The following is a 22,446-nucleotide window of genomic DNA, read 5'->3' as shown; positions in this document are numbered from 1 at the left end:
CTACGACCGGGGCTTCTCCGGGGTGTCGATCCACTGCGCGAAGAAATAGTCGAGGTCTTCGCCCGAGACCTCCTCGGCGTGGGCGATGAAGTCGGCGGTGCTGACGGTGCCTCCGGCGTTGTCGGATGCCCAGCCGCGCGCGATCGCGAAGAACGTCTCGTCGCCCACCCGCTCGCGCAGCGCCTCGAGGGTCATCGCGCCGCGCTGGTAGACGGCGTCGTCGAACAGCTCGGCCGGGCCGGGGTCGGACACGGTCACCGACCAGAAGGGGTCGTCGGGCGATCGCTCGGCGAGAGCATCCGCCTGCATCGCCGGGGTCGGACCGCCCGTGTGCTCGGCCCAGAGCCACTCGGCGTAGGTCGCGAAGCTCTCGTTCAGCCAGAGGTCGCTCCAGCGCTCGATGGTGACGCTGTCGCCGAACCACTGGTGCGCGTACTCGTGCACGAGGAGGGCGAGGTCGTCGGGGTCCTCCCAGGCCCAGGTGGGGTAGACCGGGCGGGTCTGGTTCTCGAGCGCGAACTCCAGCTCGGGCTGGTCGCCCGCGATGCCGCCGGCCTGGGCGAAGGGGTAGGGGCCGAAGCGGTCGGCGAGGAAGGCGACGATCTCGGGCTGGCGGGCGAACTGGGCGGTGGCGACGGCGCCGTAGGTGGGGGCTGCGGCGGCGTCGGTGCCTGGTGCGTCGGTGGCGCTGCCGTCGGCGGCCTCGGCGTCGGCCTCGGCCTCGGCGTCGGTGTCGATCGCGCGGTCGAAGAGGTCGCGGTCGACGGCGTTCCAGTAGTCGATGCCGTCGACGGTCGTCGTGGTCAACTCGAAGTCGCCCACGGCGAGGGTGGCGAGGTAGGGCGCCATCGGCTCGTCGAGCTGCCACGACCAGACGGTGCGACCGCCCGTGCTCTCGGCCGACGCCAGGCGCCCGTTCGAGACCGCGGTGAGCCCGTCGGGCACCGAGACGCGGATGGCGAAGGTCGCCTTGTCCGAGGGGTGGTCGTTCGCCGGGAACCAGGTCGCGGCCGAGCGCGGCTGCCCGGCCACGAGCAGCTCGCGGTCGTCGCCCGTGCCGCTCGTGAAGACGCCCGCCTCGCCGAAGCCGTCGTCGATCGTCTCGGGCACCCCCGCATAGCGCACGCTCACCTCGAAGGTGTCGCCGTCGGCGATGCCGGTCGCCGGGGTCACCGTGAGCTCGGATCGGCCCGGGGTCACCACCGGGTCGTCGCTCCCCGCCTCCAGCGGCCGTCCGGTCAGGGCGCTGATCTCGGTGCTGCGCCTCGTCCAGGCCGCGTCGACGCCGTCGACGGTGACCTCCCGCACCTCGAGGTCGTCGAGGTCGAGGTCGAACGCCGACAGGTTCTGCGTCGCGGTGGCGGCGATGGTCGCCGAGCCCGACAGCTCCCCGGTCCGGGGCTCGTAGCCGAGGTCGAGGTCGTAGCGGGCGACGTCGTAGCCGCCGTTTCCGTCGAGCGGGAAGTAGGGGTCGCCGATGCCTTCGGCGCCGGCCGAGAATCCGTCGACCGTCGCCGCGTCGGTGGCCCGGTCGTTCTCACCCTCGGGCCCCGCCACGCAGCCCGCGAGCAGCACGGAGCCGAGCGTCGCCGCGACGACGACCCCGAGCGGCCCGCGCCGGATCACAGCGGGATGTTGCCGTGCTTCTTCGGGGGCAGGCTCGCGCGCTTGGTCTTCAGTGCCCGCAGCGCCTTGATCACCGAGACGCGGGTGGCGGCCGGCTCGATCACGCCGTCGAGCTCGCCGCGCTCGGCCGCGAGGAACGGCGACGCCACGTTGTAGGTGTACTCGTTCGCGAGCTTCGTGCGCACCGCCGCGACGTCCTCGCCGGCCTCCTCGGCCCGCTTGATCTCACCGCGGTACAGGATGTTCACCGCGCCCTGACCGCCCATGACGGCGATCTCGGCCGTCGGCCAGGCCAGGTTGATGTCGGCGCCGAGCTGCTTGGAGCCCATCACGATGTACGCGCCGCCGTAGGCCTTGCGGAGGATGACGGTGACGAGCGGCACGGTCGCCTCGGCGTAGGCGTAGAGCAGCTTCGCGCCGCGGCGGATGACGCCCGTCCACTCCTGGTCGGTGCCGGGGAGGTAGCCGGGCACGTCGACCAGCGTCAGGATCGGGATCGAGAACGCGTCGCAGAAGCGCACGAAGCGGGAGGCCTTCTCGCCGGCCTCGATGTTCAGGGTGCCGGCCATCGAGTTCGGCTGGTTCGCCACGATGCCGACCGAACGGCCCTCGATGCGGGCGAAGCCCACGACGATGTTGGGGGCGTAGAGCGGCTGCGTCTCGAGGAACTCGCCGTCGTCGACGAGGTGCTCGATGACGGTGTGCACGTCGTAGGGCTGGTTCGGCGAGTCGGGGATGAGGGTGTTGAGCTTGCGGTCCGCATCCGTGATCTCGAGCTCGGGGGTGCTGTCGTACTCGGGCAGCTCGGCCAGGTTGTTCTGGGGCAGGAAGCTGAGCAGGGCGCGGGCGTAGTCGAGCGCGTCGTCCTCGTCGCTCGCGAGGTAGTGCGAGACGCCCGAGATGCTGTTGTGGGTGAGCGCGCCGCCGAGCTCCTCCATGCCCACGTCTTCGCCGGTGACCGTCTTGATCACGTCGGGGCCGGTGACGAACATCTGGCTGGTCTTGTCGACCATGATCACGAAGTCGGTGAGGGCGGGGGAGTAGACCGCGCCGCCGGCCGCCGGGCCCATGATGATCGAGATCTGCGGGATGACGCCCGAGGCCGCCGTGTTGCGGCGGAAGATCTCGCCGTACTTGCCGAGGGCCACGACACCCTCCTGGATGCGCGCGCCGCCCGAGTCGAGCATGCCGATGATCGGCACGCCGGTCTTCAGCGCGAGATCCATCACCTTGATGATCTTCTCGCCGGCCACCTCGCCGAGGGAGCCGCCGAAGATCGTGAAGTCCTGTGCGTAGACCGCGACCTGGCGGCCGTGGATCGTGCCCGTTCCGGTGACGACCGCGTCACCGTAGGGGCGGGACTTCTCCATGCCGAAGGCGTGGGTGCGGTGCCGCACGAACTCGTCGATCTCGACGAAGGAGCCGTGGTCGAGCAGCTGCTCGATGCGCTCGCGCGCCGTCTTCTTGCCGCGCTTGTGCTGCTTCTCGATCGCCGCCTCGCCGCTCGCCGTCACGGCCTCGTGATAGCGGTTCTTCAGGTCGGCCAGCTTGCCCGCCGTGGTGTACATATCGGGCTGCGTCGTCAGGTCTTCACTCACGCGGTTCACTCTACCGGCCAGCCCTATCGCTCTTCGGTTGACGAAAGCTACAGAAACCCGGGTTGTCGGTGGCAGGCCGTAGCTTGGGGGGATGGATCTGCCGCTCTCCCGTGCCCTCGTCCCGCGCCTGGAATGGATGCCGAGGGCGGGGTCGACGAACGAGGTGCTGGTGCTCGCCGGCTCCGGGCCCTCGGCCGCGGCGTGGCCGGCGTTCTCCGTGGTGGCGACCGACGACCAGGTGAGCGGGCGGGGGCGGCTCGGGCGCAGCTGGTCGGCTCCGGCCGGGAAGGCGCTCGCCGTGTCGGTGCTGCTGCGGCCCCGCGTCGACACGGCGCTCTGGGGCACGCTGCCGCTGCTCGCGGGGGCCGCGGTGCGGCGGGCGGTCGAAGCGGTTCTCGCCGGGGCGGTGGTGCCCGGATCGGTGGTGCCCGGATCGGTGGTGCCCGGGGCGGTGGTGCCCGGGGCGGTGCTGCCCGGGCATCCGGTCGCCCTGAAATGGCCGAACGACGTGCTGATCGGGTCACTGAAGGTGTCGGGCATCCTGGGTGAACTGCTGCCGGATGCTCGGGGCCTCGTGATCGGGGCGGGCATCAACCTGACGCTGGCCGCCGACGAGCTGCCGGTGCCGACGGCGACGTCGCTGTCGCTCGCGGGGGCTGCGGTCGCGTCGGTGGGGGTCGATGCGGTGCTCTCGGCGTACCTGCGCGAGCTGTCCGCGCTGTTCGGGGCCTGGTCGGACGCGGGTGGGTCGGCGCGCGACTCGGGGCTGCTCGACGAGCTCGCCGCGACCTCGGCGACACTCGGGCGGGCCGTGCGGGTGGAGCTGCCCGGCGGCCTCGTGCACACCGGGACGGCCCGCGCGATCGACGACGACGGGCGGCTCGTGGTCGACGCCGACGACGGCACGCCGCTGGTGGTCGCGGCGGGCGATGTGACGCACCTCCGGCTCCGCGACGGCTGATCGGGGCCTCGGCGGGTGACAATGGCCGAATGTCCCGGCCCGATCCCACGAACGTCGAGCCGCCTCGGGAGCTCGTGCTCGCCCGGGTGCGGCCGCACGCGCGACGGCTGACGGTGCCCGTGCTGCTGCTGTTCGCGACGACGACGGCGTACGGCTGGTTCGGCGGGCGGTTCGCCGAGGAGTGGCAGAACCAGGCGGCGCTGGCGGGCGCGGTGGCTGTCGTGGTACTCGGCACGCTGCTGCCGTTCCTCACCTGGCTCGGGCACCGGTACACGATCACGACGCGGCGGATCATCGCGCGGCGCGGGCTCGTGAACCGCCACCGGCACGACCTCTGGCTGTCGCGGGTGAGCGCGGTGCGGCTCAGGCGGAATCCGGTGCAGGCGGCGTTCGCCACCGGCAACGTGCTGGTGGAGTCGGGGTCGGAGCTGACGCTGGAGCTGCACGACGTGCCGTCGGCGAAGCTGATCGCGGCGCTGCTGGACGAGCTGACCGAGCACACGCCGCCGCCGTCGCGGCTGCCGGCGTTCCCGGGGTCGTACCCGGGCCCGTTCGCGGGTGGGCCGCCGCTAGGCTGAATCCGTGACTCTTCGTGTGGGTGTGATCGGTGGCGGACAGCTCGCGCGGATGATGATCCCGCCGGCGATCGAGCTCGGGATCGACATCCGGGTGCTGGCCGAGACCGAGGGGATGTCGGCGTCTCTGGCGGCCACGGCGGTCGGGGACTACACCGACCTCGCGACGGTGCTCTCGTTCGCGCGCACGGTCGACGTGGTGACCTTCGACCACGAGCACGTGCCCCAGGCCGTCCTGCGGGGGCTCGTCGAGGCCGGTGTGGCCGTTCATCCTGGGCCGGATGCTCTGCAGTACGCCCAGGACAAGCTGCTCATGCGCGCCAAGCTCGCATCGCTGGGTGTGCCGGTGCCGGCGTGGGCCTCGGTCGCCGACGCCTCCGAGCTCGACGCGTTCATCGCCGCCAACGGTGGGCGGGCCGTCGTGAAGACCGCTCGGGGCGGGTACGACGGCAAGGGCGTGCGCGTCGTCTCGTCGGCGGCGGAGGTCGCGGACTGGTTCGGCGACGACCCGCTTCTCGCCGAGGAGCTCGTGGACTTCAAACGCGAGCTGTCGCAGCTCGTGGCGCGCCGGCCCTCGGGCGACGTGACGCTGTGGCCCGTGGTGGAGTCGATCCAGCGGGACGGGGTGTGCGCCGAGGTGCTCGCCCCGGCGCCCGGCGGATCGCCGCGGCTCGCCGCCGTGGCCGCGCAGATCGGCACCACGATCGCCGAGTCGCTCGGTGTCACGGGGGTGCTCGCGGTGGAGCTGTTCGAGACGGTCGACGAGCGCATCCTGGTGAATGAACTGGCCATGCGGCCGCACAACACGGGCCACTGGACCATCGACGGCTCGACCACCAGCCAGTTCGAGCAGCACCTGCGGGCGGTGCTCGACCTGCCGTTCGGGGCCACAGGGCACACGGCGCCGTGGTCGGTGATGGTCAACATCCTCGGCGGGCCCGCCTCGGGCGACCTCGACACCCCGCTGCGCGTGGCCGCCGCGGCCCAGCCCACGGCGAAGCTGCACCTCTACGGCAAGTCGCCGCGGCCGGGCCGCAAGATCGGCCACGTCACGGTCTCGGGCGAGGACCTCGACTCGGTCGTGTACGAGGCCCGCGCGGCCGCCGCCGCGTTCGACTCCTGACATAACCTCACTTCTGCGCTAGCATCGGGGTATGAAGCCCCTCCTCCGTGCCCTCACGTTCACCGTCGTCGCGGCGCTGCTCTCGGCGGCCGGCGCAGCCTCTGTCTCGGCCTCGGACGCCGCCGCACGCTCGAGCGCCCGCTTCGATGTCCTCGACACGGTCGAACCCGGCTCGGACGAGATGTTCGGTCTTGCGATCGACAACGTCGCGCGGAAGGCTTTCGTGCTCGACAACCGCAACCGGATGGTGCGGGCGTACGACGTCTCGGGAGGCAAGCTCACTCCCGCCGGAACGGTCGTCGTCGGGACGACCGCCGGGTGGCTCAATGGATTGACGGTCAATGAGACCACCCACGAGGTCTACGTGGTGGACAACAGCTCCGGGGCTGACGAACTCGTGGTCGTCGACTCGGCGTCGATGAGCATCGCGTCCCGGGTCGCGACAGGGGGTCGCGGGGCCACTGCGCTCGCAGCGGACGAGAGATCCCACCGGGTCTTCGTCGCCAACGTGTCGCCGAGCAACGTGAGTGTGGTCGATCTGGACGACGGCTCGAACCGGAGTTTCGCCACCGGGGTTCGACCCCGGGACATCACTGTCGATCAGGCGACGCAGGTCGCGTACGTCGCCAACGCCGATGACTCGTCTCTCGACGTGATCAAGCCGGATGGTTCCTGGACCAGGACGCCTCTCGAGCGGGCTCCGTCGCTCGTCCGGATCATCGACGGGCAGTTGGCGGTGGCGGGCAGAGCGGCCATCGGCTTCCAGGTCGAGATGTTCGACACGGCGACGATGATCCGGACGGCCGGGTCGGAATCGTTCGCGAGCCCCGCGTCCGACCTCGTCGGGGATCCCGGCCGGAACGTCGTGTACGTCGTCAACGCCGCCGAGAACTCGGCCGGAATCGTCGCACTTCGAAGTGACAGCCTCGGCACTCTCGGTGCCGGGCCCGTCGATTACTTCGGCGACATGGTCGTGGATCGGGCGAGTCACCGGCTGGTCGGGCTTCAGAACTCCCGGTCGTCGAGGGTGCTGTTGATCGAGGCGCGGGTGAGTCCGTTGCCGGCGGTGGATCGGGTGGGGGGTGCGGATCGGTTCGCGGTTGCGGCGGGGGTGTCGCGGGACACGTTCGAGTCGGGGGCGGCGCCGGTGGCGTACGTGGCGTCGGGGGAGGGGTTCGCCGATGCGCTGAGCGGGAGCGCTGCGGCCGGTGTGGAGGGAGGCCCGGTTCTGCTGGTGCGGAAGGGCGAGGTGCCTGACGTGACCTCTGCCGAACTGCGGAGGCTGAGGCCCGACCTCATCATCGTGCTCGGCGGGACTGCGGCGGTGAGCAGCGAGGTCGAGGCGCAGCTGGGCGCCATCGCGCCGGTCGCCCGGATAGCGGGACCGGATCGATTCGCGGTATCCGCGGCTATCTCGGCGAAGGCGTTCCCCGACGGGGCGACCTACGCGTATCTGGCGTCGGGAGAGACGTTCCCGGATGCCTTGTCGGCGTCGCCGCTGGCGGGGCGCGAGGCGGGGCCCGTGCTGCTGACGCAGAAGAACGCTCTGCCGGCGGCGGTGGGTGCAGAGATCGGGCGGTTGAAGGCGCAGTACGTGTACGTGCTGGGCGGCGAGCAGGCGGTGAGCGCCGCGGTGGTTGCGGAGGTGTCGAAGCAGGCGACGGTGATCCGGATCGACGGGCCGGATCGGTTCGCGGTGTCGGCGGCGGCGTCGAAGCGGTCGTTCCGGCCGCACACGTACACGGTGTACGTCGCGTCGGGTCAGGCGTTCCCGGATGCGCTCGCGGGTGGCCCCGCGGCTATCATCGGTGGCGCCCCGGTGCTGCTGGTGACGAAGGACGGAATCCCGGCCCCGGTCGCGGCCGAGCTGGCGCGGCTGTCGCCGTACCGGATCGTGCTGTTGGGAGGGCCCAATGCTGTATCCGAGACGGTGAAGACCCAGCTCGAGAGCTTCCTGCCCGATTGACCGGACGGGATGGGGCCCGGCACGCACCGGACGCGGGTGATGCGGCTCGAGAGCCGGCGGGCGGATTGAGCCACACGAGCGCGCCGTTCCGCAGAAGCCGGAGGGGGCGACCGTACGATGGGGGCATGCCCGAAGAGAGAGCCGTCGTGGGCGTCGTCATGGGGTCGGACTCCGACTTCTCCGTCATGAGCGACGCCGTTCAGGTGCTGAAGGACTTCGGCGTGCCGCACGAGGTGCGCGTCGTCTCGGCGCACCGCACGCCCGAGGCCATGATCGAGTACGGGCGGAGCGCGCGCGAGCGCGGCCTCAAGGTCGTCATCGCCGGCGCCGGCGGAGCGGCGCATCTGCCCGGGATGATCGCGGCCGTCACGACACTGCCGGTCGTCGGGGTTCCCGTGCCGCTCTCGCGCCTCGACGGTCTCGATTCACTTCTGTCCATCGTGCAGATGCCGGCGGGCATCCCGGTCGCCACCGTCTCGATCGGCGGGGCGAAGAACGCCGCGCTCGTCGCTGTCAGCATTCTCTCGACCGGTGATGATGGGCTGGCCGACGCCCTCGACCGCTACCGCAGCGGGCTCTCCCAGCTCGTCGCGCAGAAGAACGAAGACCTCCAGACCCGCCTATGACAACGCAGACCCGCCTATGACCACGATGCCAGGCAGCACGACCGCCAGCCCGATCCGGTACCCGGACACCACCTCGCCGAAGGCCATGACCGTCCGCGGGTGGTGGCTGGTGGTGCTCAACGTGCTCATCCCGGGCTCGGCGCAGGTGCTCGCGGGCAACCGCAAGCTGGGGCGCTTCGGGCTGTACTTCACGCTCAGCCTCTGGGCGATCGCCGTGGTCGGCGTCGTGGTCTACCTCATCTGGCCGCAGGTCATCTTCTCGATCGCGACCAACCCGATCCCGCTGCTGCTCGTGCAGGTGGTGCTCGTCGCGTACGCCGTGCTGTGGATCGTGCTGACCCTCGACACGCTGCGACTCGTGCGCTTCGTGCGGGTGGGGGAGCGGGCGCGGCCGTGGCTGGCGTCGTTCTCGGTGCTGCTGCTGGTCGCGACCTCCGGGGTCGCGGCGGCCGGCGCCTGGTACGCGAACGTGGCCGCCGACGGGCTGAACTCGGTGTTCTCGGCGCAGGCCGCGGCCGAGCCTCCGGTCGACGGGCGGTACAACATCCTGCTGCTCGGTGGCGACGCCGGGCCCGACCGCGACGGCATGCGGCCCGACAGTATGACCGTGGTCTCGATCGAGGCCGACACGGGCCGGGCGACCATGATCGGGGTGCCGCGCGACCTGCAGCAGGTGCCGATCGTCGCCGACTCGCCGCTCGTAGGCAGCGAGTACGCGCCCGACGGCAGCTACGACTGCGGCAGCGACTGCCAGATCAGCTTCCTCTACCCGCGGGTGGAGGCCTTCGACCAGGACCTGTACCCGAACGCCGAGGCCGAGGGCTCGAACCCCGGCGTCGAGGCCACGAAGGACGCGATCGAGGGTGCCCTGGGCATCACGATCCAGTACTACGTGATGATCGACATGCAGGGCTTCTCCGACCTCATCGACGCGCTCGGCGGCGTCGACATCAACGTCACCGAGGAGCTGCCCATGGGCGGCGACGAGGAGGGCAACGAGGTCGAGGGCTGGATCTGGCCGGGCCAGCAGCATATGGACGGCTACACGGCCCTCTGGTACGCCCGCTCCCGGCACACCACGAGCGACTACGACCGGATGCAGCGGCAGGGCGAGCTGCAGACGGCGATCCTGCAGCAGTTCCAGCCGGTGAACGTGCTGACGAAGTTCCAGGGCATCGTGGAGGCGGGCACCCAGGTGGTGCAGACGGACATTCCGCAGTCGACCCTGTCGTACTTCATCGACCTCGCGATGAAGACGAAGGAGCTGCCGATCGACCGCGTCGACCTGACTCCGCCCCTGATCGACCCCGAGGACCCGGACTGGGACGTCGTCCACCAGACGGTCGCGGACGCCCTCGTCCTCTCGACGGCCTCTGACACCGCCGCCCAGTAGCCCGACAGGGGCGGCGGCGCGGCGGGGCGGTCAGTTACAGGTCGGCGTGGAGCTGCCAGACCTTGTCGGCCGAGTCGCGCCAGGAGAAGGCGCGGGCGCGGTCGAGGCCCGAGATCGAGAGGCGGGTGCGCAGCGCCGCGTCGGAGACGACGTCGGCGATGGCGGACGCGAGCTGCGCCGGGTACTCCGCAGGGGTCGTGCGGGTGACGACGAACGTCGAGCCGTCGGCCACCTCGAGCAGCGCCGGCACGTCGGCGTGGATGACGGGCGTGCCGAAGTCGAACGCCTCGATCAGCGGCAGGCCGAATCCCTCGGCGAGGCTCGGATAGACGAAGACGGTGGCGCGCTCGAGCACGAGCGCGAGGTCGGTGTCGCTGAGGAAGCCGAGCACGCGCACGCGGGCGGGATCGACCCCGGCCGCCGCGGCGACGGAGGCCACGTCGACGTCGCCCCAGCCCGACGGCCCGGCGATCAGCAGCGGCAGCGAGCCGGTGGCCGGCAGCGCGAGCGCCTCGATCAGCGCCGCGAGCCCCTTGCGCGGCTCGAGCGTGCCGACGGCGAGCAGGTACTCATCCGGCAGATCGAGCTCGACAGCACGTGAAGCGGGGTTCGCGGGCAGCCGCAGCTCGTCGCTGACGGCCCCGCCGATCACCCGGATGCGGTCGCCGAAGCGGAAGTGCTTCGAGAGCTCCTCGGCCACCGCATGCGTCGGAACGACGACCGCGTCGGCGTATCGCGCCGCCCGCTTGGCCATGGCCCGGTGCCAGCTCACGCCGCGGGGCGTCAGGGTCTCGGGATGCGTCCACGGCACGACGTCGTGGATCGTGACGGCCGTCTGCGTGCCGACGTCGGCACGGCGGTCGTGCTTGCGCAGCGGCGCCATCAGGCTCGTGGCATGCACCATGCCCGAGCCCGAGGAGCCGATGACGCCGTGCTGCCAGGCCGCCGCGAGCTCACGCCGTGGCAGGGTGGCGCGGTGCAGACCGGCCAAGCCGGGCAAGCGGTCGGCAAGAGCATCGGCCGTCGCCTGCGGAACAGCCGAGACGATGCCCTCGACGTCGCAGTCGCGGGGAGCGGTGGCGATCAGCTGCCGGGTGAGCTCCAGCGTGTACCGGCCGATGCCGCCCGGCACCGGAGCCACGAGCTGGTCGACGACTACCCGCAGCGTGGCCATTACTCTCCAAAAATCCCCGAGGTCACCGCCTCGTGCAACGCGGTGCGCCAGTCTCGCATGGGCTCCAATCCCGCTCGGGACCACGCGTCGTGCCCGAGCACGGAGTACGCGGGACGCGGGGCGGGACGAACAAACTGCGAGCTGTCCGTGGGCTTGACCTTATCAGGGTCGAGTCCGGCTTCCTGAAAGGTCGCCTGGGCGAAGTCGAACCACGAACCCTGCCCGGAGTTGGTGCCGTGGTAGACGCCGGCGGGAGCATCCGAGTCGGCCAGGAGCACCAGCTGGCGCGCCAGGTCGGCGGTCCAGGTGGGCTGCCCGACCTGGTCGTGCACGACCGAGACGCTGTCGCGTTCGCGGCCGAGCCGGAGCATCGTCGCCGGGAAGTTCGCCCCGTGCCGGCCGTACAGCCAGGCGGTGCGCACCACGTAGCCGCCGGTGGGGTTGCCCGTGAGCACCGCCTCCTCGCCGCCGGCCTTGGTGCGGCCGTAGGCGTTCAGCGGGTCGCGCGGCTCGTCTTCGGCGTAGGGCGACGTGGCGTCGCCCTGGAAGACGTAGTCGGTCGAGATCTGCACGAGCTTCGCGCCCGTGGCCCGGGTGGCCGAGGCGAGCGTGGCGGGCCCGACGGCGTTCACCAGCCGAGCGGCCTCCTCGTCGGTCTCGGCCGCGTCGACCGCGGTGTAGGCGGCGCAGTTGAACACGACGTCGACGCCCGCGACCGCGGCGGCCACGGCCGAGGGGTCGGTGATGTCGAGCTCGGCACGGGTGAGCGCCACGACGTCGCGGCCCGCGAGGGCCTCCTGCAGGTCGCGGCCGAGCATCCCGGCCGCCCCGGTGATGAGATAGCGAGTCATCGGATGCGCGACGCTCAGCTCAGGGCCGCGCGGGCCTTGAGGGGCTCCCACCACTGCCGGTTGTCGCGGTACCACTGCACCACGTCGGCCAGGCCCTGCTCGAACGGCACCTGCGGCTCGTAGCCCAGCTCGTCGCGGATCTTGGAGATGTCGACCGAGTAGCGCAGGTCGTGGCCGAGGCGGTCGGCGACGCGGTCGACGTACGACCAGTCCTTGCCGGTCGCGTCGAGCAGCAGCTGCGTGAGCTCCTTGTTGGTCAGCTCGGTGCCGCCGCCGATGTTGTAGATCTCGCCGGCGCGGCCGTTCACGAGCACCATCGCGATGCCGCGGGTGTGGTCGTCGACGTGCAGCCAGTCCCGGATGTTGTTGCCCTCGCCATACAGCGGCACGTGCTTGTCGTCGATCAGGTTGGTGACGAACAGCGGGATGACCTTCTCGGGGAAGTGGTACGGCCCGTAGTTGTTCGAGCAGCGCGTGATCGAGATGTTCATGCCGTGCGTGCGGTGGTACGAGCGGGCGAGCAGGTCGCTGCCGGCCTTCGAGGCCGAGTAGGGCGAGTTCGGCTCGAGCGGGCGGTCTTCGGCCCACGAGCCCTCGGCGATCGAGCCGTAGACCTCGTCGGTGGAGACGTGCACGAAGCGGGGGAGGTTGTTGCGGAGCGCGGCGTCGAGCAGCTGCTGGGTGCCGAGCACGTTGGTCTCGACGAAGATCGAGGCGTCGCGCACCGAGCGGTCGACGTGCGACTCGGCGGCGAAGTGCACGACCGCGTCGAGCCCGGGGAACAGGTCGTCGAGCAGCTGGCCGTTGCGGATGTCGCCGTTCACGAAGGTGAGCCGCGGGCTGTCCTTCACCGGCAGCAGGTTGTCGAGGTTGCCCGAGTAGGTCAGGGCGTCGAGCACGACGACCTCGGCGCCTTCGAGGCCCGGGTAGGCGTCTTCGAGCGTGCGTCGGACGAAGTTGGAGCCGATGAATCCGGCTCCGCCGGTGACAAGAATCTTCATGGTGGGGAGGTCTCCTCAGATGTGGTCGTTCCCGATTGTACGGGAGGGCCGGGAGCCGCCCCCGGAGTGGGGCGGGTGTCGCTCGGCTTCCTGACGGCTCGGGCCTCTAGAGTGGCCTGCGTGAATGATCCTCAGCAGGCCGGTGCGCCCGGGCCCCTGCTGCGGCTGATCCGCGATCAGCGCATCGCCTTCCTCCTCGTCGGCGCCACCAACACCGGCGTCGGCTTCCTGTTCTTCATCGCCTTCGACCTCACGGTCGGCGCCTGGCTCGACGAGGCCGTCAACGAGACCGTCGGCTCGCTCGGCACCCTCGCCTGCGCGCACGTGCTCGGGGTGCTGTTCGCGTTCGTGATGTACCGCCGCTTCGTGTTCAAGGTGCGCGGTCACGTCTGGCGCGACCTCGCCCGCTTCGAGAGCGTCTACCTCGTGGCCATCGCGATCAACGCGGTCATCCTGCCGGTGCTCGTCGGCTTCGGCTGGAACCGCATCCTCGCGCAGCTGTCGATCCTCGTGGTCACCACCGCCATCAGCTGGTTCGGGCACAAGGGCTTCTCGTTCCGCCGCGGGGCCGCCGAGGCCGAGGCCGCCACCGAGCTGCATATCGGCACCGACACGACCGAGCCCCGCTGATGCCCAAGCTCTCCGTCGTCATCCCGGCCTTCGACAACGCCGCCTACATCGCCGAGGCGGTCGGCTCCGTGCTGGCTCAGCGCCACGACGACTTCGAGCTCATCGTCGCCGACCACTCCTCGACCGACGGCACCCTCGAGGCGGTGCGGGCCTTCGAAGCGGATGCTCGGCTCACGATCCTCTCGACCCCCGCCGGGGGAGGCGCGGAGGCCAACTGGCGCCGGGTCTCCGAGGCGGCGAGCGGTGAGTACCTGAAGCTCCTGCCGGGCGACGACCTTCTGTACCCCGGCGCCCTCGAGGCGCACTCTGAGGCCCTGGACGCGCATCCGTCGGTCGTGCTCGTGTCGAGCCCGCGCGACATCGTCGACGCGCGAGGGAAAGTGACGATCCGCAACCGCGGCCTGCAGGGCGTGCGGCGCGCGGTGCAGCCGGGCGTCGAGGCCATCCGCCAGACGGTGCGGAAGGGCACGAACGTGTTCGGCGAGCCGGGTTGCGTGACGATGCGCCGCGCCGAGCTCGAGGCGGCCGGCGGCTGGGACGCCCGCTTCCCCTACCTGATCGACCAGACGAGCTACTCGAAGGTGCTGCTGCGCGGCGACTACCTGCCCGTCGACCGGCCGCTCGCCGTGTTCCGGGTCAACGACACCCAGTGGAGCGTCGCCCTCGTCGACGAGCAGTCGACCCAGGCCAAGGCCTACCACGCGTGGTGCCGCGAGCAGGCGCCCGACGTGATCAGCGCCGCCGACGTGCGCCTCGGCGACCGCCGTGCCGAGCTGATGGCGCTGGCCCGCCGCGGCTACTACGCGCTGAACGCCCGCCGCATGCGAGCGGCCCGGTGAGCGGCGTGACGAGTGCCCTGAGCCGAGCCGGCCGCCGTCTGCTGCCGTACGGCGTCGCCGCCGTCGTGTCGCTCGTGGCCGTCTGGTTCGGCCTGAACCTCTGGGGCGTCGACTGGCGCGTGCCCTTCTACTACTCCGGCGACGCGCTCGCCGTGGCCTCGCACTTCAAGACGATCATCGAGACCGGCTGGTTCACCCACCAGCCCGACCTCGGCGCCCCGTACGGGCAGTTCTACAGCGACTACCCGCAGGCCGACAACCTGCACTTCATCGCCGCCGACGTGCTGAGGCTGTTCACCTCCGACTTCGGGGTGGCGATGAACGTCTACTTCGTCATCGGCTTCCCGCTGGCGGCGATCACGGCGCTCTGGTTCCTCCGGCTGGTGGGCGTCGGCACACCGCTGGCCGTCGCGCTCGGCGTGGTCTACTCGCTGGCGCCGTACCACTTCATCAAGGGCGAGGGGCACCTCTTCCTCGCCGCCTACTTCGTGGTGCCGCTGGCCGTCGGGCTGATCTATCTCGTCGCGACCGGGCGGCCGCTCTGGGCCCTCCGCCCGACGGAGCGGGCCGACGGCACCCCCGAGCGGCGCTGGCTCCGGCCGGTCACCGGCCGCAACGCCGCCACCGCCGGCACGGTGGCCCTCCTCGGCACCGCCTCGAGCTACTACTCCGTGTTCGTCGCCCTCGTGCTCGCGGTCGCCGGCCTCAGCGCCCTCTGGCGCAGCCGCGCCTGGCGGCGCTTCTTCGGGGCCGCTGCGGCCGGACTGCTGATCGCCGGCGTCATGCTCGTGAACCTGACGCCGAGCATCCTGTACCGGCTCGCCAACGGCGTGAACGAGGCCGTGCTCGTGCGCAGCCCGCCCGAGGCCGAGCTCTACTCGTTCAAGCTCTCGTCGCTGCTGCTGCCCGTGCCCGGCCACCGCTTCGGCCCGTTCGCCACGCTGCGTCAGCTCTACGACACCTACTACCCGCTGCCCTCCGAGGAGCCGGCCCTCGGCCTGATCGCCGCCGCGGGCTTCGTGGCGCTCGTCGTCGTGGCGGTGCATTTCCTGCTCTCGGCGGGCCGCACGGGCTGGCGCGGCCCGGGGGAGTCGACCCGCACCCTCGCCGTGCTCGCCGGGCTCGCGCTCGTCGCCTTCCTGTTCGGCACGGTCGGCGGGCTCTCGACGCTGCTCTCCTTCGTCGACTTCCCGATCCGCTCCTGGAACCGCATCGCCATCCTGATCGCGCTGCTGGCGCTCGCCGCGGTGGGGCTGCTGCTCGACGGTCTCGTCCGCCGGGTGGCGGGGCGGATGCGCGGCACGACCCGCACGGGCAGCCCTCGCCTCACGGCCTTCGCCGTCCCCCTCGCGGTGCTGCTCGTGCTGCTCGCGGTCTGGGACCAGATCCCGCCGATCGACGCGGAGGCCCGCGCCGCCACCGTGGCCGCCTACGACTCCGACGAGACCTTCACCGAGCAGGTCGAGGCCGACGTGGCGCCCGAGTGCCTGATCTACCAGCTGCCCTACATCGCCTTCCCCGAGTCGCCGCCCGTGAACGGTGCGACCGACTCCGACGAGCTGCGCCCGTTCCTGCACTCCGAGACGCTGCGCTGGTCGGCGGGCGGCATCAAGGGCCGCGCGCCCATCGACGAGGTCGGCGCGCTCGCCTCGCTGCCGGCCCCCGAGCTGGTCGACGCGGTCGAGGGTCTCGGCGCGTGCGGCTTCGTGCTCGACCGGGCGGCTTACACTGACTCTGGTTCTACGGTCGTCGACCAGATCACGGCGGTCGTCGGGCCCACCACCACCTTCGACTCACCCGACGGTCGATTCACGTTCCTGGAGCTCCCGCAGCGATGACCCCCGTCGACCCCGTCCCGTCCCGCCCCGGCGATCAGTCCCGCGCCGATCCGTCCCGCGCCGGCGAGCCCGTCTACACGATGTCGGTCGTCGTGCCGGTCTACCAGGGCGAGCGCACCCTCGCGGCGATGGTCGGCGAGCTCGTGCCCTACACGCACGGCGCGATCACCCCCGACGGCCACGCCTACCGCATCGCCGAGGTCATCCTGGTGCACGACAACGGGCCCGACCAGTCGGACGCCGTGATGCGCACCCTCGCCGAGCAGCTCCCCTTCGTCAGCATCATCTGGCTCAGCCGCAACTTCGGCCAGCACGCGGCGACGATCGCCGGCATGGCGAAGTCGACCGGCCGCTGGATCGTCACCCTCGACGAGGACGGCCAGCACGACCCCGCCGACCTCGGCGCCTTCCTCGACACGGCCATCCGCGAGCGGGCCGGCGTCGTCTACGCGCGCTTCACGAACGAGCGCCCGCACGGCTTCTTCCGTGCCGCGGCCTCGAAGTCGTCGAAGCGGATGCTCGGCACCGCCTTTCACCTCCCCGACGCCAGCCAGTTCCAGAGCTTCCGCCTCGTGCGCGGCGACATGGGCAGAAAACTCGCCTCGTTCGCGGCGACCGGCGTCTACCTCGACGTCGCCCTGTCCTGGGTGACGAACCGCGTCGCGACCTGCCCCACCCGGCTGCGCACGGCCGACGGACGCGTCTCGGGCTACTCGCTGCCCGCCCTCTTCGCCTACTTCTGGCGCATGGTGCTCACCAGCGGCACCGCCGGCCTCCGGGCCGTCAGCGTGCTGGGCGGCATCATCGCGCTGCTCGGCATCGCCGTCGCCCTTTACGTGATCATCGCCCCGCAGGTGGGCTCGAACCCCGAGACGGCGGGCTGGGCCTCGTTGATGGTGGCCGTGCTGCTGTGCTCGGGCGCCATCCTGTTCGCGCTCGGGGTGATCGCCGAGTACATCGGCGTGGGCCTGAACGTGTCGATGGGACGCCCGCTCTACCTCACGGTCGACGATCCCGAGACGATCATGCCCGACGACGCACTCGAGGAGGGGGTACAGGATGCCCGATGAGATCGTCTTCAGCCGCCCGTACCGGGCGCCCGGTGAGCTGACGAACCTCGCCGCCGTGCTCGACTCCGACCACTCGCACGGCGACGGCGCCTTCACGGCCTCGGCCACCGGGCGCCTCCGGGAGGTCACCGGGGCCACCGACGCGCTGCTCACCACCTCGTGCACCCACGCGCTGGAGATGTCGATGCTGCTGCTCGACGTGCGCCCCGGCGACGAGGTCGTGCTGCCGAGCTTCACCTTCACCTCGGCGGCCATCGCGGTGGTGGCGCGCGGCGCGACCCCGGTGTTCGTCGACATCGAGGGCCCGAGCGGCAATCTCGACGTCGGCCAGGTGGCCGAGGCGCTGACCCCGCGCACGAAGGCCGTGATCGCGATGCACTACGGCGGAGCATCCGTCGATCTCGACGCCCTGCTCGCCGCGACCGCCGAGGCCGGGGTCGCCCTGGTCGAGGACAACGCCCACGGGCTGGGCGGGCGCTCCGGGGCGCACCGGCTCGGCACGGTCGGCGTGCTCGGCACCCAGAGCTTCCACGACACCAAGAACGTGCACTGCGGCGAGGGCGGCGCGCTGCTCGTGAACGACCCGGCGCTCTGGGAGCGGGCCGAGGTGATCCGCGAGAAGGGCACCAACCGGGCGCGCTTCCTGCGCGGCCAGGTCGACAAGTACACCTGGCAGGACGAGGGGTCGAGCTACCTGCCGAGCGAACTGAACGCCGCCGTGCTCGACGCCCAGCTGGCGGCCTTCGACGAGATCCAGCAGCGGCGCCTCGGCGTCTGGACCGCCTACGCGGAGGGGCTCTCCGAGTGGGCCGCACACGTCGGCGCCACCCTCGTCTCCGACACCGTCGGCCTCGAGCACAGCGCCCACCTCTTCTACGCGGTGATGCCCGACCACGAGGGGCAGCAGGGGCTGATCGCCCACCTCCGCGAGGCGGGCGTGCGGGCGGCCTTCCACTACGTGCCGCTCGACTCCTCGCCGGCCGGACAGCGCTACGGGCGCACGGCCCACGTGCTCGACCGCACGGCCGCCTTCTCGGCGCAGCTCGTGCGGCTGCCGCTCTGGGCCGGCCTCGCCGACGCCCAGATCGAGCGCGTGATCGAGGGGGTCACCTCGTACCGCCCGGTGCGCGTGGCGTGATTCGTTAGACTCTCACCGTGCAGATCCGCGAATTGACGATCCCCGACAGCTATGAGATCACGCCGAAGCAGTTCGGCGACGACCGTGGCGTGTTCCTGGAGTGGTACCGCTTCGACAAGCTCGAAGAGGTCATCGGGCATCCGCTCGACCTGGCCCAGGCGAACACGTCCGTGTCGAAGAAGGGCGTCGTGCGCGGCATCCACTTCGCCGACATCCCGCCGTCGCAGGCGAAGTACGTCACCTGCACCCATGGTGCGGTGCTCGACTTCGTGATCGACATCCGGGTCGGCTCGCCGACCTTCGGCCAGTGGGACTCGGTGCTGCTCGACGACGTCGACCGCCGCGCGATCTACCTCAGCGAGGGCCTCGGCCACGCGTTCGTGGCGCTGACCGACGACGCCACCGTCAGCTACCTCGTCACCTCGACCTTCAACGCCGAGCGCGAGCACGGCATCGACCCGCGCGACCCGGCGATCGGCCTGGTCTTCCCGCCCGAGGCGGGCGAGCCGCTGCTCTCCCCGAAGGACACGGATGCACCGACCCTCGCCGAGGCGGCCGCGGCCGGCATCCTCCCCACCTGGGACCAGGCGCGGGCGTTCTACGCCTCGCTGAGCGAGAAGGGCGTCTGATGCGCGGAATCATCCTGGCCGGCGGTTCCGGCACCCGGCTGTGGCCGATCACCAAGGGCATCTCGAAGCAGCTGATGCCGATCTACGACAAGCCGATGGTGTACTACCCCTTGTCGACGCTGATGATGGCGGGCATCAACGAGATCCTGATCATCACCACCCCCGAGTACAACGAGCAGTTCAAGGCGCTGCTGGGCGACGGCTCCGAGCTGGGCATCCGGCTCGAGTACGCGGTGCAGCCCTCGCCCGACGGTCTCGCGCAGGCGTTCATTATCGGTGAGGAGTTCATCGGCGACGAGAGCGTCGCCCTGGTGCTGGGCGACAACATCTTCCACGGTGCGGGCCTCGGCTCGTCGCTTCGCAGCAACGAGAGCCTCGAGGGGGCGCGCATCTTCGCGTACCACGTGGCCGAGCCGCGCGCCTATGGCGTGGTCGAGTTCGATGACGACTTCACGGCGCTGTCGATCGAGGAGAAGCCCGAGCATCCGAAGTCGAACTACGCGGTGCCGGGCCTGTACTTCTACGACAACGACGTGGTCGCGATCGCGAAGTCGATCGAGCCCAGCGCGCGCGGCGAGCTGGAGATCTCGACGGTCAACGAGCGCTACCTCGAGCGCGGCGACCTGCACGTGCAGGTGCTCGAGCGCGGCACGGCCTGGCTCGACACCGGCACCTTCGAGTCGATGATGCAGGCCTCGGAGTACGTGCGCGTGATTGAGGACCGCCAGGGCTTCAAGATCGGCTGCATCGAGGAGATCGCCTGGCGTGCCGGCTGGATCGACTCGGAGCAGCTCGCGAAGCTCGCCGCCCCGCTGGTGAAGAGCGGCTACGGCGCGTACCTGCAGACCCTGATCGCCGCCGAAGAGGGCTGACCAGGCCCGACCGGGCCTGACACCGCCTGATTCCGCCCGGCGGCGACGCGAGTCGCAGCCGGGCGGGGCGGGGTGCGCCCCGTAGCGTGAAGGGGTGCCCCGCCCCGTCCGCTCCCCGCTCGCGCTCCTCGCCGCCGCCCTCGTGGCCGGCACGCTCCTCGTCGCCCCGGCGGCCACGGCCTCGGCCGACACGCCGACGCAGCCGACGACCCTGACGCAGCCCACGACGCTGACGCCGCCGTCCACGTCGACCCCGGCTCCGGATGCCCGCCCCGACGCCGAGGCCGGCGACACCGTCGAGCTCCCGGCCGACGCGCCGACCATGTCGGCCTACGACGCCACCTCCTACGCCGCCGAGGCAGCCGAGCTCCCCGCCGAGCTCACGGAGGCGGTGCAGCGCGACCTCGGCGAGACCCCCGAGGAGTACCTCGCCCGCGCGAACGCGGCCGCCGACGCCTCCGACGTCGTCGACGCCCTCACCGCGAGCGGCCTCGAGGTGCTCGGCTCCCGCCTCGACGGCACCTCGCTCGTCGTCAACGTGCCCGACGAGGAGGCCGCCGCGACCGTCGAGTCGGTCGGCGCCACCGCCGAGCTGGGGGTGCCCGCCGAGCCCGACCTCTCGGAGCTCAAGCTCGACGCCCTCGCCGACATCGTCGGCGGCCAGGGCTTCCAGTTCCTCGCGCAGGGCTACACCTACGTCTGCTCCGTCGGCTTCACGGGCCGCTTCAAGGCCTACCCGCAGCCGCAGTTCGTCACCTCGGGCCACTGCATCGAGCCCGACCACGCGGCCGGCACCTACTACTACGAGTCGAAGCAGTCCTCCGCGGGCGGCACCCCGAGCCGCGGCTCGATCATCGGCGCCCCGATCGCCGACCAGTACAAGTTCGGCGGCGGCGCCGACGTGGGCGCCGTCGGCGTCTCGCCCGCCTGGGGCACCCGGCCCGTCGTCTCCACCTGGGGCGGCGGCGCGGGGGCCCTCGGCGACGGCACCCCGGTCACGGTGAAGGACGCCACGACCGGCATCGTCGGCTCCCCGGTCTGCAAATCGGGCCGCACCACGGGCTGGACCTGCGGCTCGATCCTCGTCGTGAACGAGTCCTACCCGGTCTACAACCACTCGGGCACGCCCCAGTACGTCAACCTCACCCTCACCGACGTCTGCATGCTGCCGGGCGACAGCGGCGCCTCGGCCCTGATCGGCAGCTCGGCGTTCGGCCTCGGCACTGCCGGCGACTGGGTCGGCACCTGCGACCGCAGCGCGCAGCCGAGGGCGATCAGCGCCTTCTTCCCGCTGATCACGTCCAACGGCAGCCCGAGCGTGGCGAGCGCCCTGCCCACCTGGGAGCTCGGCGTGCAGGTGGCGACCCCGACGTACGTCCGACCCTCCTTCGTCGGCGACAGCATCCGCGGCACCCTGGCCGACGGCGGCCCGCGGCACCGGGTGCTCGTCACGATCGACGGCAACTCGTTCAGCGTCACGCCCGACTCGAAGGGCGCCTGGTCGCTGGCGATCCCGTCGAACCTGCAGTCGGGCCGGCACTCCTTCAGCGTCGGCGCGAAGTGGGGCGACGTGACCTACTCCCCGGTGGTGAGCGACAGTTACCAGCTGCTGCCCAAGCCGACGGTCGACCGCATCGGCGGCGCCACCCGCTACGACGTGGCCGCGACGATCTCGCAGCGCACCTACCCCGGCACGGCGAAGGTCGTGTTCGTGGCCGCCGGCAGCAACTACCCGGATGCCCTGAGCGCCGCCCCGGCGGCCGTGAAGCTCGGCGGCCCGCTGCTGCTCACCCCCACCGACCAGCTGCTGCCCGTGGTCGCCGCCGAGATCTCCCGCCTGAAGCCGCAGAAGATCGTCGTGGTCGGCGGACGCTTCGCCGTGAACGACGCCGTGCTCGGACAGCTGAGGGCGCTCGTCGCCGACACCACCCGGATCGACGGCGACGACCGCTTCGCCGTCTCGCGCGCGGTCGCCGACTACGCCTTCCCGACGGCGCCGCTCGCCTACGCCGCGACGGGGGCGAACTTCCCCGACGCGCTCTCGGCCGGGCCGGCGGCGGGATCGAAGGGCGCGCCCATCGTGCTCGTCGACGGCCGCGCCGCCACGGCCGACCAGCCCACCCTGCAGCTGTTCGCCGCGAAGGGCACGACGAAGGCCGCGATCGCGGGCGGAGGCTTCTCGGTCTCGACCGGCATCGAGGCCTCGTTGAAGGGGGCCGGCCTCACCGTGCAGCGGCTGCAGGGCGACGACCGCTTCGGCACCTCCCAGGCGGTCAACCGCTCGGCGTTCACGACGAGCGGCACGGTCTACCTGGCGACGGGCTACAACTTCCCCGACGCCCTGGCCGGCGGGGTGCTGGCGGGCGCGACCAAGGCGCCGCTGTACATCGTGCCGCGGGACTGCATCCCGCGGGCGGTGATCGCCGACATCGGAGCGCTGAAGGCCACGAAGGTGGTGCTGCTCGGCGGCACCGACACGCTCACCGCCCAGGTCGGGAGCCTGGCGGCCTGCGCGAGCTGACGGTCGGCACCAGCT

Annotated in this window: 19 protein-coding genes; 14 read left to right on the top strand and 5 right to left on the bottom strand. The window is 71.4% G+C overall.

What is annotated here, in order from left to right; all coding sequences use genetic code 11:
• Both ITJ64_RS18330 and ITJ64_RS18325 read right to left on the bottom strand, forming a co-directional pair.
• On the bottom strand, positions 1-1,626 hold the full coding sequence (locus ITJ64_RS18330) for a M1 family aminopeptidase (RefSeq protein ID WP_194682087.1): 1,626 nt from the start codon (positions 1,624-1,626) through the stop codon (positions 1-3).
• The gene (locus tag ITJ64_RS18325; protein ID WP_173184404.1) at positions 1,623-3,194 is read right to left on the bottom strand and encodes an acyl-CoA carboxylase subunit beta; all 1,572 of its coding nucleotides are present in this window, start codon (positions 3,192-3,194) and stop codon (positions 1,623-1,625) included. The genes ITJ64_RS18330 and ITJ64_RS18325 overlap by 4 nt, the downstream gene beginning before the upstream one ends.
• Before the next feature lie 121 nt (positions 3,195-3,315).
• Here ITJ64_RS18325 and ITJ64_RS18320 point away from each other — a divergent pair, with 121 nt between their 5' ends.
• The 6 genes from ITJ64_RS18320 to ITJ64_RS18295 all read left to right on the top strand — a co-directional run bounded on the left by ITJ64_RS18320 (position 3,316) and on the right by ITJ64_RS18295 (position 9,868).
• The gene (locus tag ITJ64_RS18320) at positions 3,316-4,185 is read left to right on the top strand and encodes a biotin--[acetyl-CoA-carboxylase] ligase (protein WP_194682086.1); all 870 of its coding nucleotides are present in this window, start codon (positions 3,316-3,318) and stop codon (positions 4,183-4,185) included.
• Between the two features lie 29 nt (positions 4,186-4,214).
• On the top strand, positions 4,215-4,763 hold the full coding sequence (locus tag ITJ64_RS18315; RefSeq protein ID WP_194682085.1) for a PH domain-containing protein: 549 nt from the start codon (positions 4,215-4,217) through the stop codon (positions 4,761-4,763).
• Positions 4,764-4,767: 4 nt separating this feature from the next.
• Entirely contained in the window at positions 4,768-5,883 is a 1,116-nt protein-coding gene (locus ITJ64_RS18310) for a 5-(carboxyamino)imidazole ribonucleotide synthase (protein ID WP_194682084.1), read from the top strand.
• A 31-nt stretch (positions 5,884-5,914) separates the two neighbouring features.
• The gene (locus tag ITJ64_RS18305; RefSeq protein WP_194682083.1) at positions 5,915-7,849 is read left to right on the top strand and encodes a cell wall-binding repeat-containing protein; all 1,935 of its coding nucleotides are present in this window, start codon (positions 5,915-5,917) and stop codon (positions 7,847-7,849) included.
• Between the two features lie 125 nt (positions 7,850-7,974).
• Positions 7,975-8,475, top strand: coding sequence for a 5-(carboxyamino)imidazole ribonucleotide mutase (gene purE / locus ITJ64_RS18300; RefSeq protein ID WP_194682082.1), 501 nt, complete (start codon positions 7,975-7,977; stop codon positions 8,473-8,475).
• Positions 8,476-8,491: 16 nt separating this feature from the next.
• Positions 8,492-9,868, top strand: a complete 1,377-nt coding sequence (locus ITJ64_RS18295; RefSeq protein ID WP_228508737.1) for an LCP family protein — start codon at positions 8,492-8,494, stop codon at positions 9,866-9,868.
• Positions 9,869-9,902: 34 nt separating this feature from the next.
• Here the strand turns inward: ITJ64_RS18295 and ITJ64_RS18290 are convergent, their stop codons facing one another.
• Genes ITJ64_RS18290 through rfbB form a run of 3 tightly spaced genes read right to left on the bottom strand, consistent with a single transcriptional unit; the run spans position 9,903 to position 12,894 of the window.
• Positions 9,903-11,042: a glycosyltransferase family 1 protein gene (locus tag ITJ64_RS18290; RefSeq protein ID WP_194682081.1), complete on the bottom strand. Its 1,140-nt coding sequence runs from the start codon at positions 11,040-11,042 to the stop codon at positions 9,903-9,905.
• Positions 11,042-11,893, bottom strand: coding sequence for a dTDP-4-dehydrorhamnose reductase (rfbD, locus tag ITJ64_RS18285; protein ID WP_194682080.1), 852 nt, complete (start codon positions 11,891-11,893; stop codon positions 11,042-11,044). The genes ITJ64_RS18290 and rfbD overlap by 1 nt, the downstream gene beginning before the upstream one ends.
• 14 nt (positions 11,894-11,907) lie before the next feature.
• Complete coding sequence (gene rfbB / locus ITJ64_RS18280; protein ID WP_194682079.1) at positions 11,908-12,894, bottom strand: dTDP-glucose 4,6-dehydratase; 987 nt, start codon at positions 12,892-12,894, stop codon at positions 11,908-11,910.
• Between the two features lie 120 nt (positions 12,895-13,014).
• Here rfbB and ITJ64_RS18275 point away from each other — a divergent pair, with 120 nt between their 5' ends.
• The 8 genes from ITJ64_RS18275 (at position 13,015) to ITJ64_RS19430 (ending at position 22,431) form a co-directional block, all read left to right on the top strand.
• Positions 13,015-13,524, top strand: a complete 510-nt coding sequence (locus ITJ64_RS18275) for a GtrA family protein (RefSeq protein ID WP_370545261.1) — start codon at positions 13,015-13,017, stop codon at positions 13,522-13,524.
• Positions 13,524-14,363, top strand: a complete 840-nt coding sequence (locus ITJ64_RS18270; RefSeq protein ID WP_194682078.1) for a glycosyltransferase — start codon at positions 13,524-13,526, stop codon at positions 14,361-14,363. Before ITJ64_RS18275 ends, ITJ64_RS18270 begins: the two co-directional genes overlap by 1 nt.
• Before the next feature lie 5 nt (positions 14,364-14,368).
• Entirely contained in the window at positions 14,369-16,201 is a 1,833-nt protein-coding gene (locus ITJ64_RS18265; protein WP_194682077.1) for a DUF948 domain-containing protein, read from the top strand.
• Positions 16,198-17,271, top strand: a complete 1,074-nt coding sequence (locus ITJ64_RS18260; protein ID WP_194682076.1) for a glycosyltransferase — start codon at positions 16,198-16,200, stop codon at positions 17,269-17,271. Before ITJ64_RS18265 ends, ITJ64_RS18260 begins: the two co-directional genes overlap by 4 nt.
• A complete protein-coding gene (gene rffA / locus ITJ64_RS18255; RefSeq protein WP_194682075.1) occupies positions 17,261-18,409 on the top strand; it encodes a dTDP-4-amino-4,6-dideoxygalactose transaminase in 1,149 nt (382 codons plus the stop codon). Before ITJ64_RS18260 ends, rffA begins: the two co-directional genes overlap by 11 nt.
• Before the next feature lie 17 nt (positions 18,410-18,426).
• On the top strand, positions 18,427-19,038 hold the full coding sequence (locus tag ITJ64_RS18250) for a dTDP-4-dehydrorhamnose 3,5-epimerase (RefSeq protein ID WP_194682074.1): 612 nt from the start codon (positions 18,427-18,429) through the stop codon (positions 19,036-19,038).
• Positions 19,038-19,910 (top strand): glucose-1-phosphate thymidylyltransferase RfbA, encoded by an 873-nt coding sequence (gene rfbA / locus ITJ64_RS18245; protein WP_173184023.1) that lies wholly within the window; start codon positions 19,038-19,040, stop codon positions 19,908-19,910. The genes ITJ64_RS18250 and rfbA overlap by 1 nt, the downstream gene beginning before the upstream one ends.
• 94 nt (positions 19,911-20,004) lie before the next feature.
• Complete coding sequence (locus ITJ64_RS19430) at positions 20,005-22,431, top strand: cell wall-binding repeat-containing protein (RefSeq protein ID WP_194682073.1); 2,427 nt, start codon at positions 20,005-20,007, stop codon at positions 22,429-22,431.
• Positions 22,432-22,446: the final 15 nt, after the last annotated feature.

The sequence above is a fragment of the Herbiconiux sp. VKM Ac-1786 genome, assembly GCF_015350805.1.
Taxonomy (GTDB): domain Bacteria; phylum Actinomycetota; class Actinomycetes; order Actinomycetales; family Microbacteriaceae; genus Herbiconiux.
Note: the sequence above shows the minus strand (reverse complement) of the source record. Positions and strands in the feature narration are given on the sequence as shown.

Bases quoted from the DNA above. Each gene is read 5' to 3' on its own strand.
- ITJ64_RS18325 (WP_173184404.1), bottom strand. From the start codon at position 3,194: ATGTACACCACGGCGGGCAAGCTGGCCGACCTGAAGAACCGCTATCAC.
- ITJ64_RS18320 (WP_194682086.1), top strand. From the start codon at position 3,316: ATGGATCTGCCGCTCTCCCGTGCCCTCGTCCCGCGCCTGGAATGGATG.
- ITJ64_RS18315 (WP_194682085.1), top strand. From the start codon at position 4,215: ATGTCCCGGCCCGATCCCACGAACGTCGAGCCGCCTCGGGAGCTCGTG.
- ITJ64_RS18305 (WP_194682083.1), top strand. From the start codon at position 5,915: ATGAAGCCCCTCCTCCGTGCCCTCACGTTCACCGTCGTCGCGGCGCTG.
- purE (WP_194682082.1), top strand. From the start codon at position 7,975: ATGCCCGAAGAGAGAGCCGTCGTGGGCGTCGTCATGGGGTCGGACTCC.
- ITJ64_RS18295 (WP_228508737.1), top strand. From the start codon at position 8,492: ATGACCACGATGCCAGGCAGCACGACCGCCAGCCCGATCCGGTACCCG.
- ITJ64_RS18290 (WP_194682081.1), bottom strand. From the start codon at position 11,042: ATGGCCACGCTGCGGGTAGTCGTCGACCAGCTCGTGGCTCCGGTGCCG.
- rfbD (WP_194682080.1), bottom strand. From the start codon at position 11,893: ATGACTCGCTATCTCATCACCGGGGCGGCCGGGATGCTCGGCCGCGAC.
- rfbB (WP_194682079.1), bottom strand. From the start codon at position 12,894: ATGAAGATTCTTGTCACCGGCGGAGCCGGATTCATCGGCTCCAACTTC.
- ITJ64_RS18270 (WP_194682078.1), top strand. From the start codon at position 13,524: ATGCCCAAGCTCTCCGTCGTCATCCCGGCCTTCGACAACGCCGCCTAC.
- ITJ64_RS18260 (WP_194682076.1), top strand. From the start codon at position 16,198: ATGACCCCCGTCGACCCCGTCCCGTCCCGCCCCGGCGATCAGTCCCGC.
- rffA (WP_194682075.1), top strand. From the start codon at position 17,261: ATGCCCGATGAGATCGTCTTCAGCCGCCCGTACCGGGCGCCCGGTGAG.
- rfbA (WP_173184023.1), top strand. From the start codon at position 19,038: ATGCGCGGAATCATCCTGGCCGGCGGTTCCGGCACCCGGCTGTGGCCG.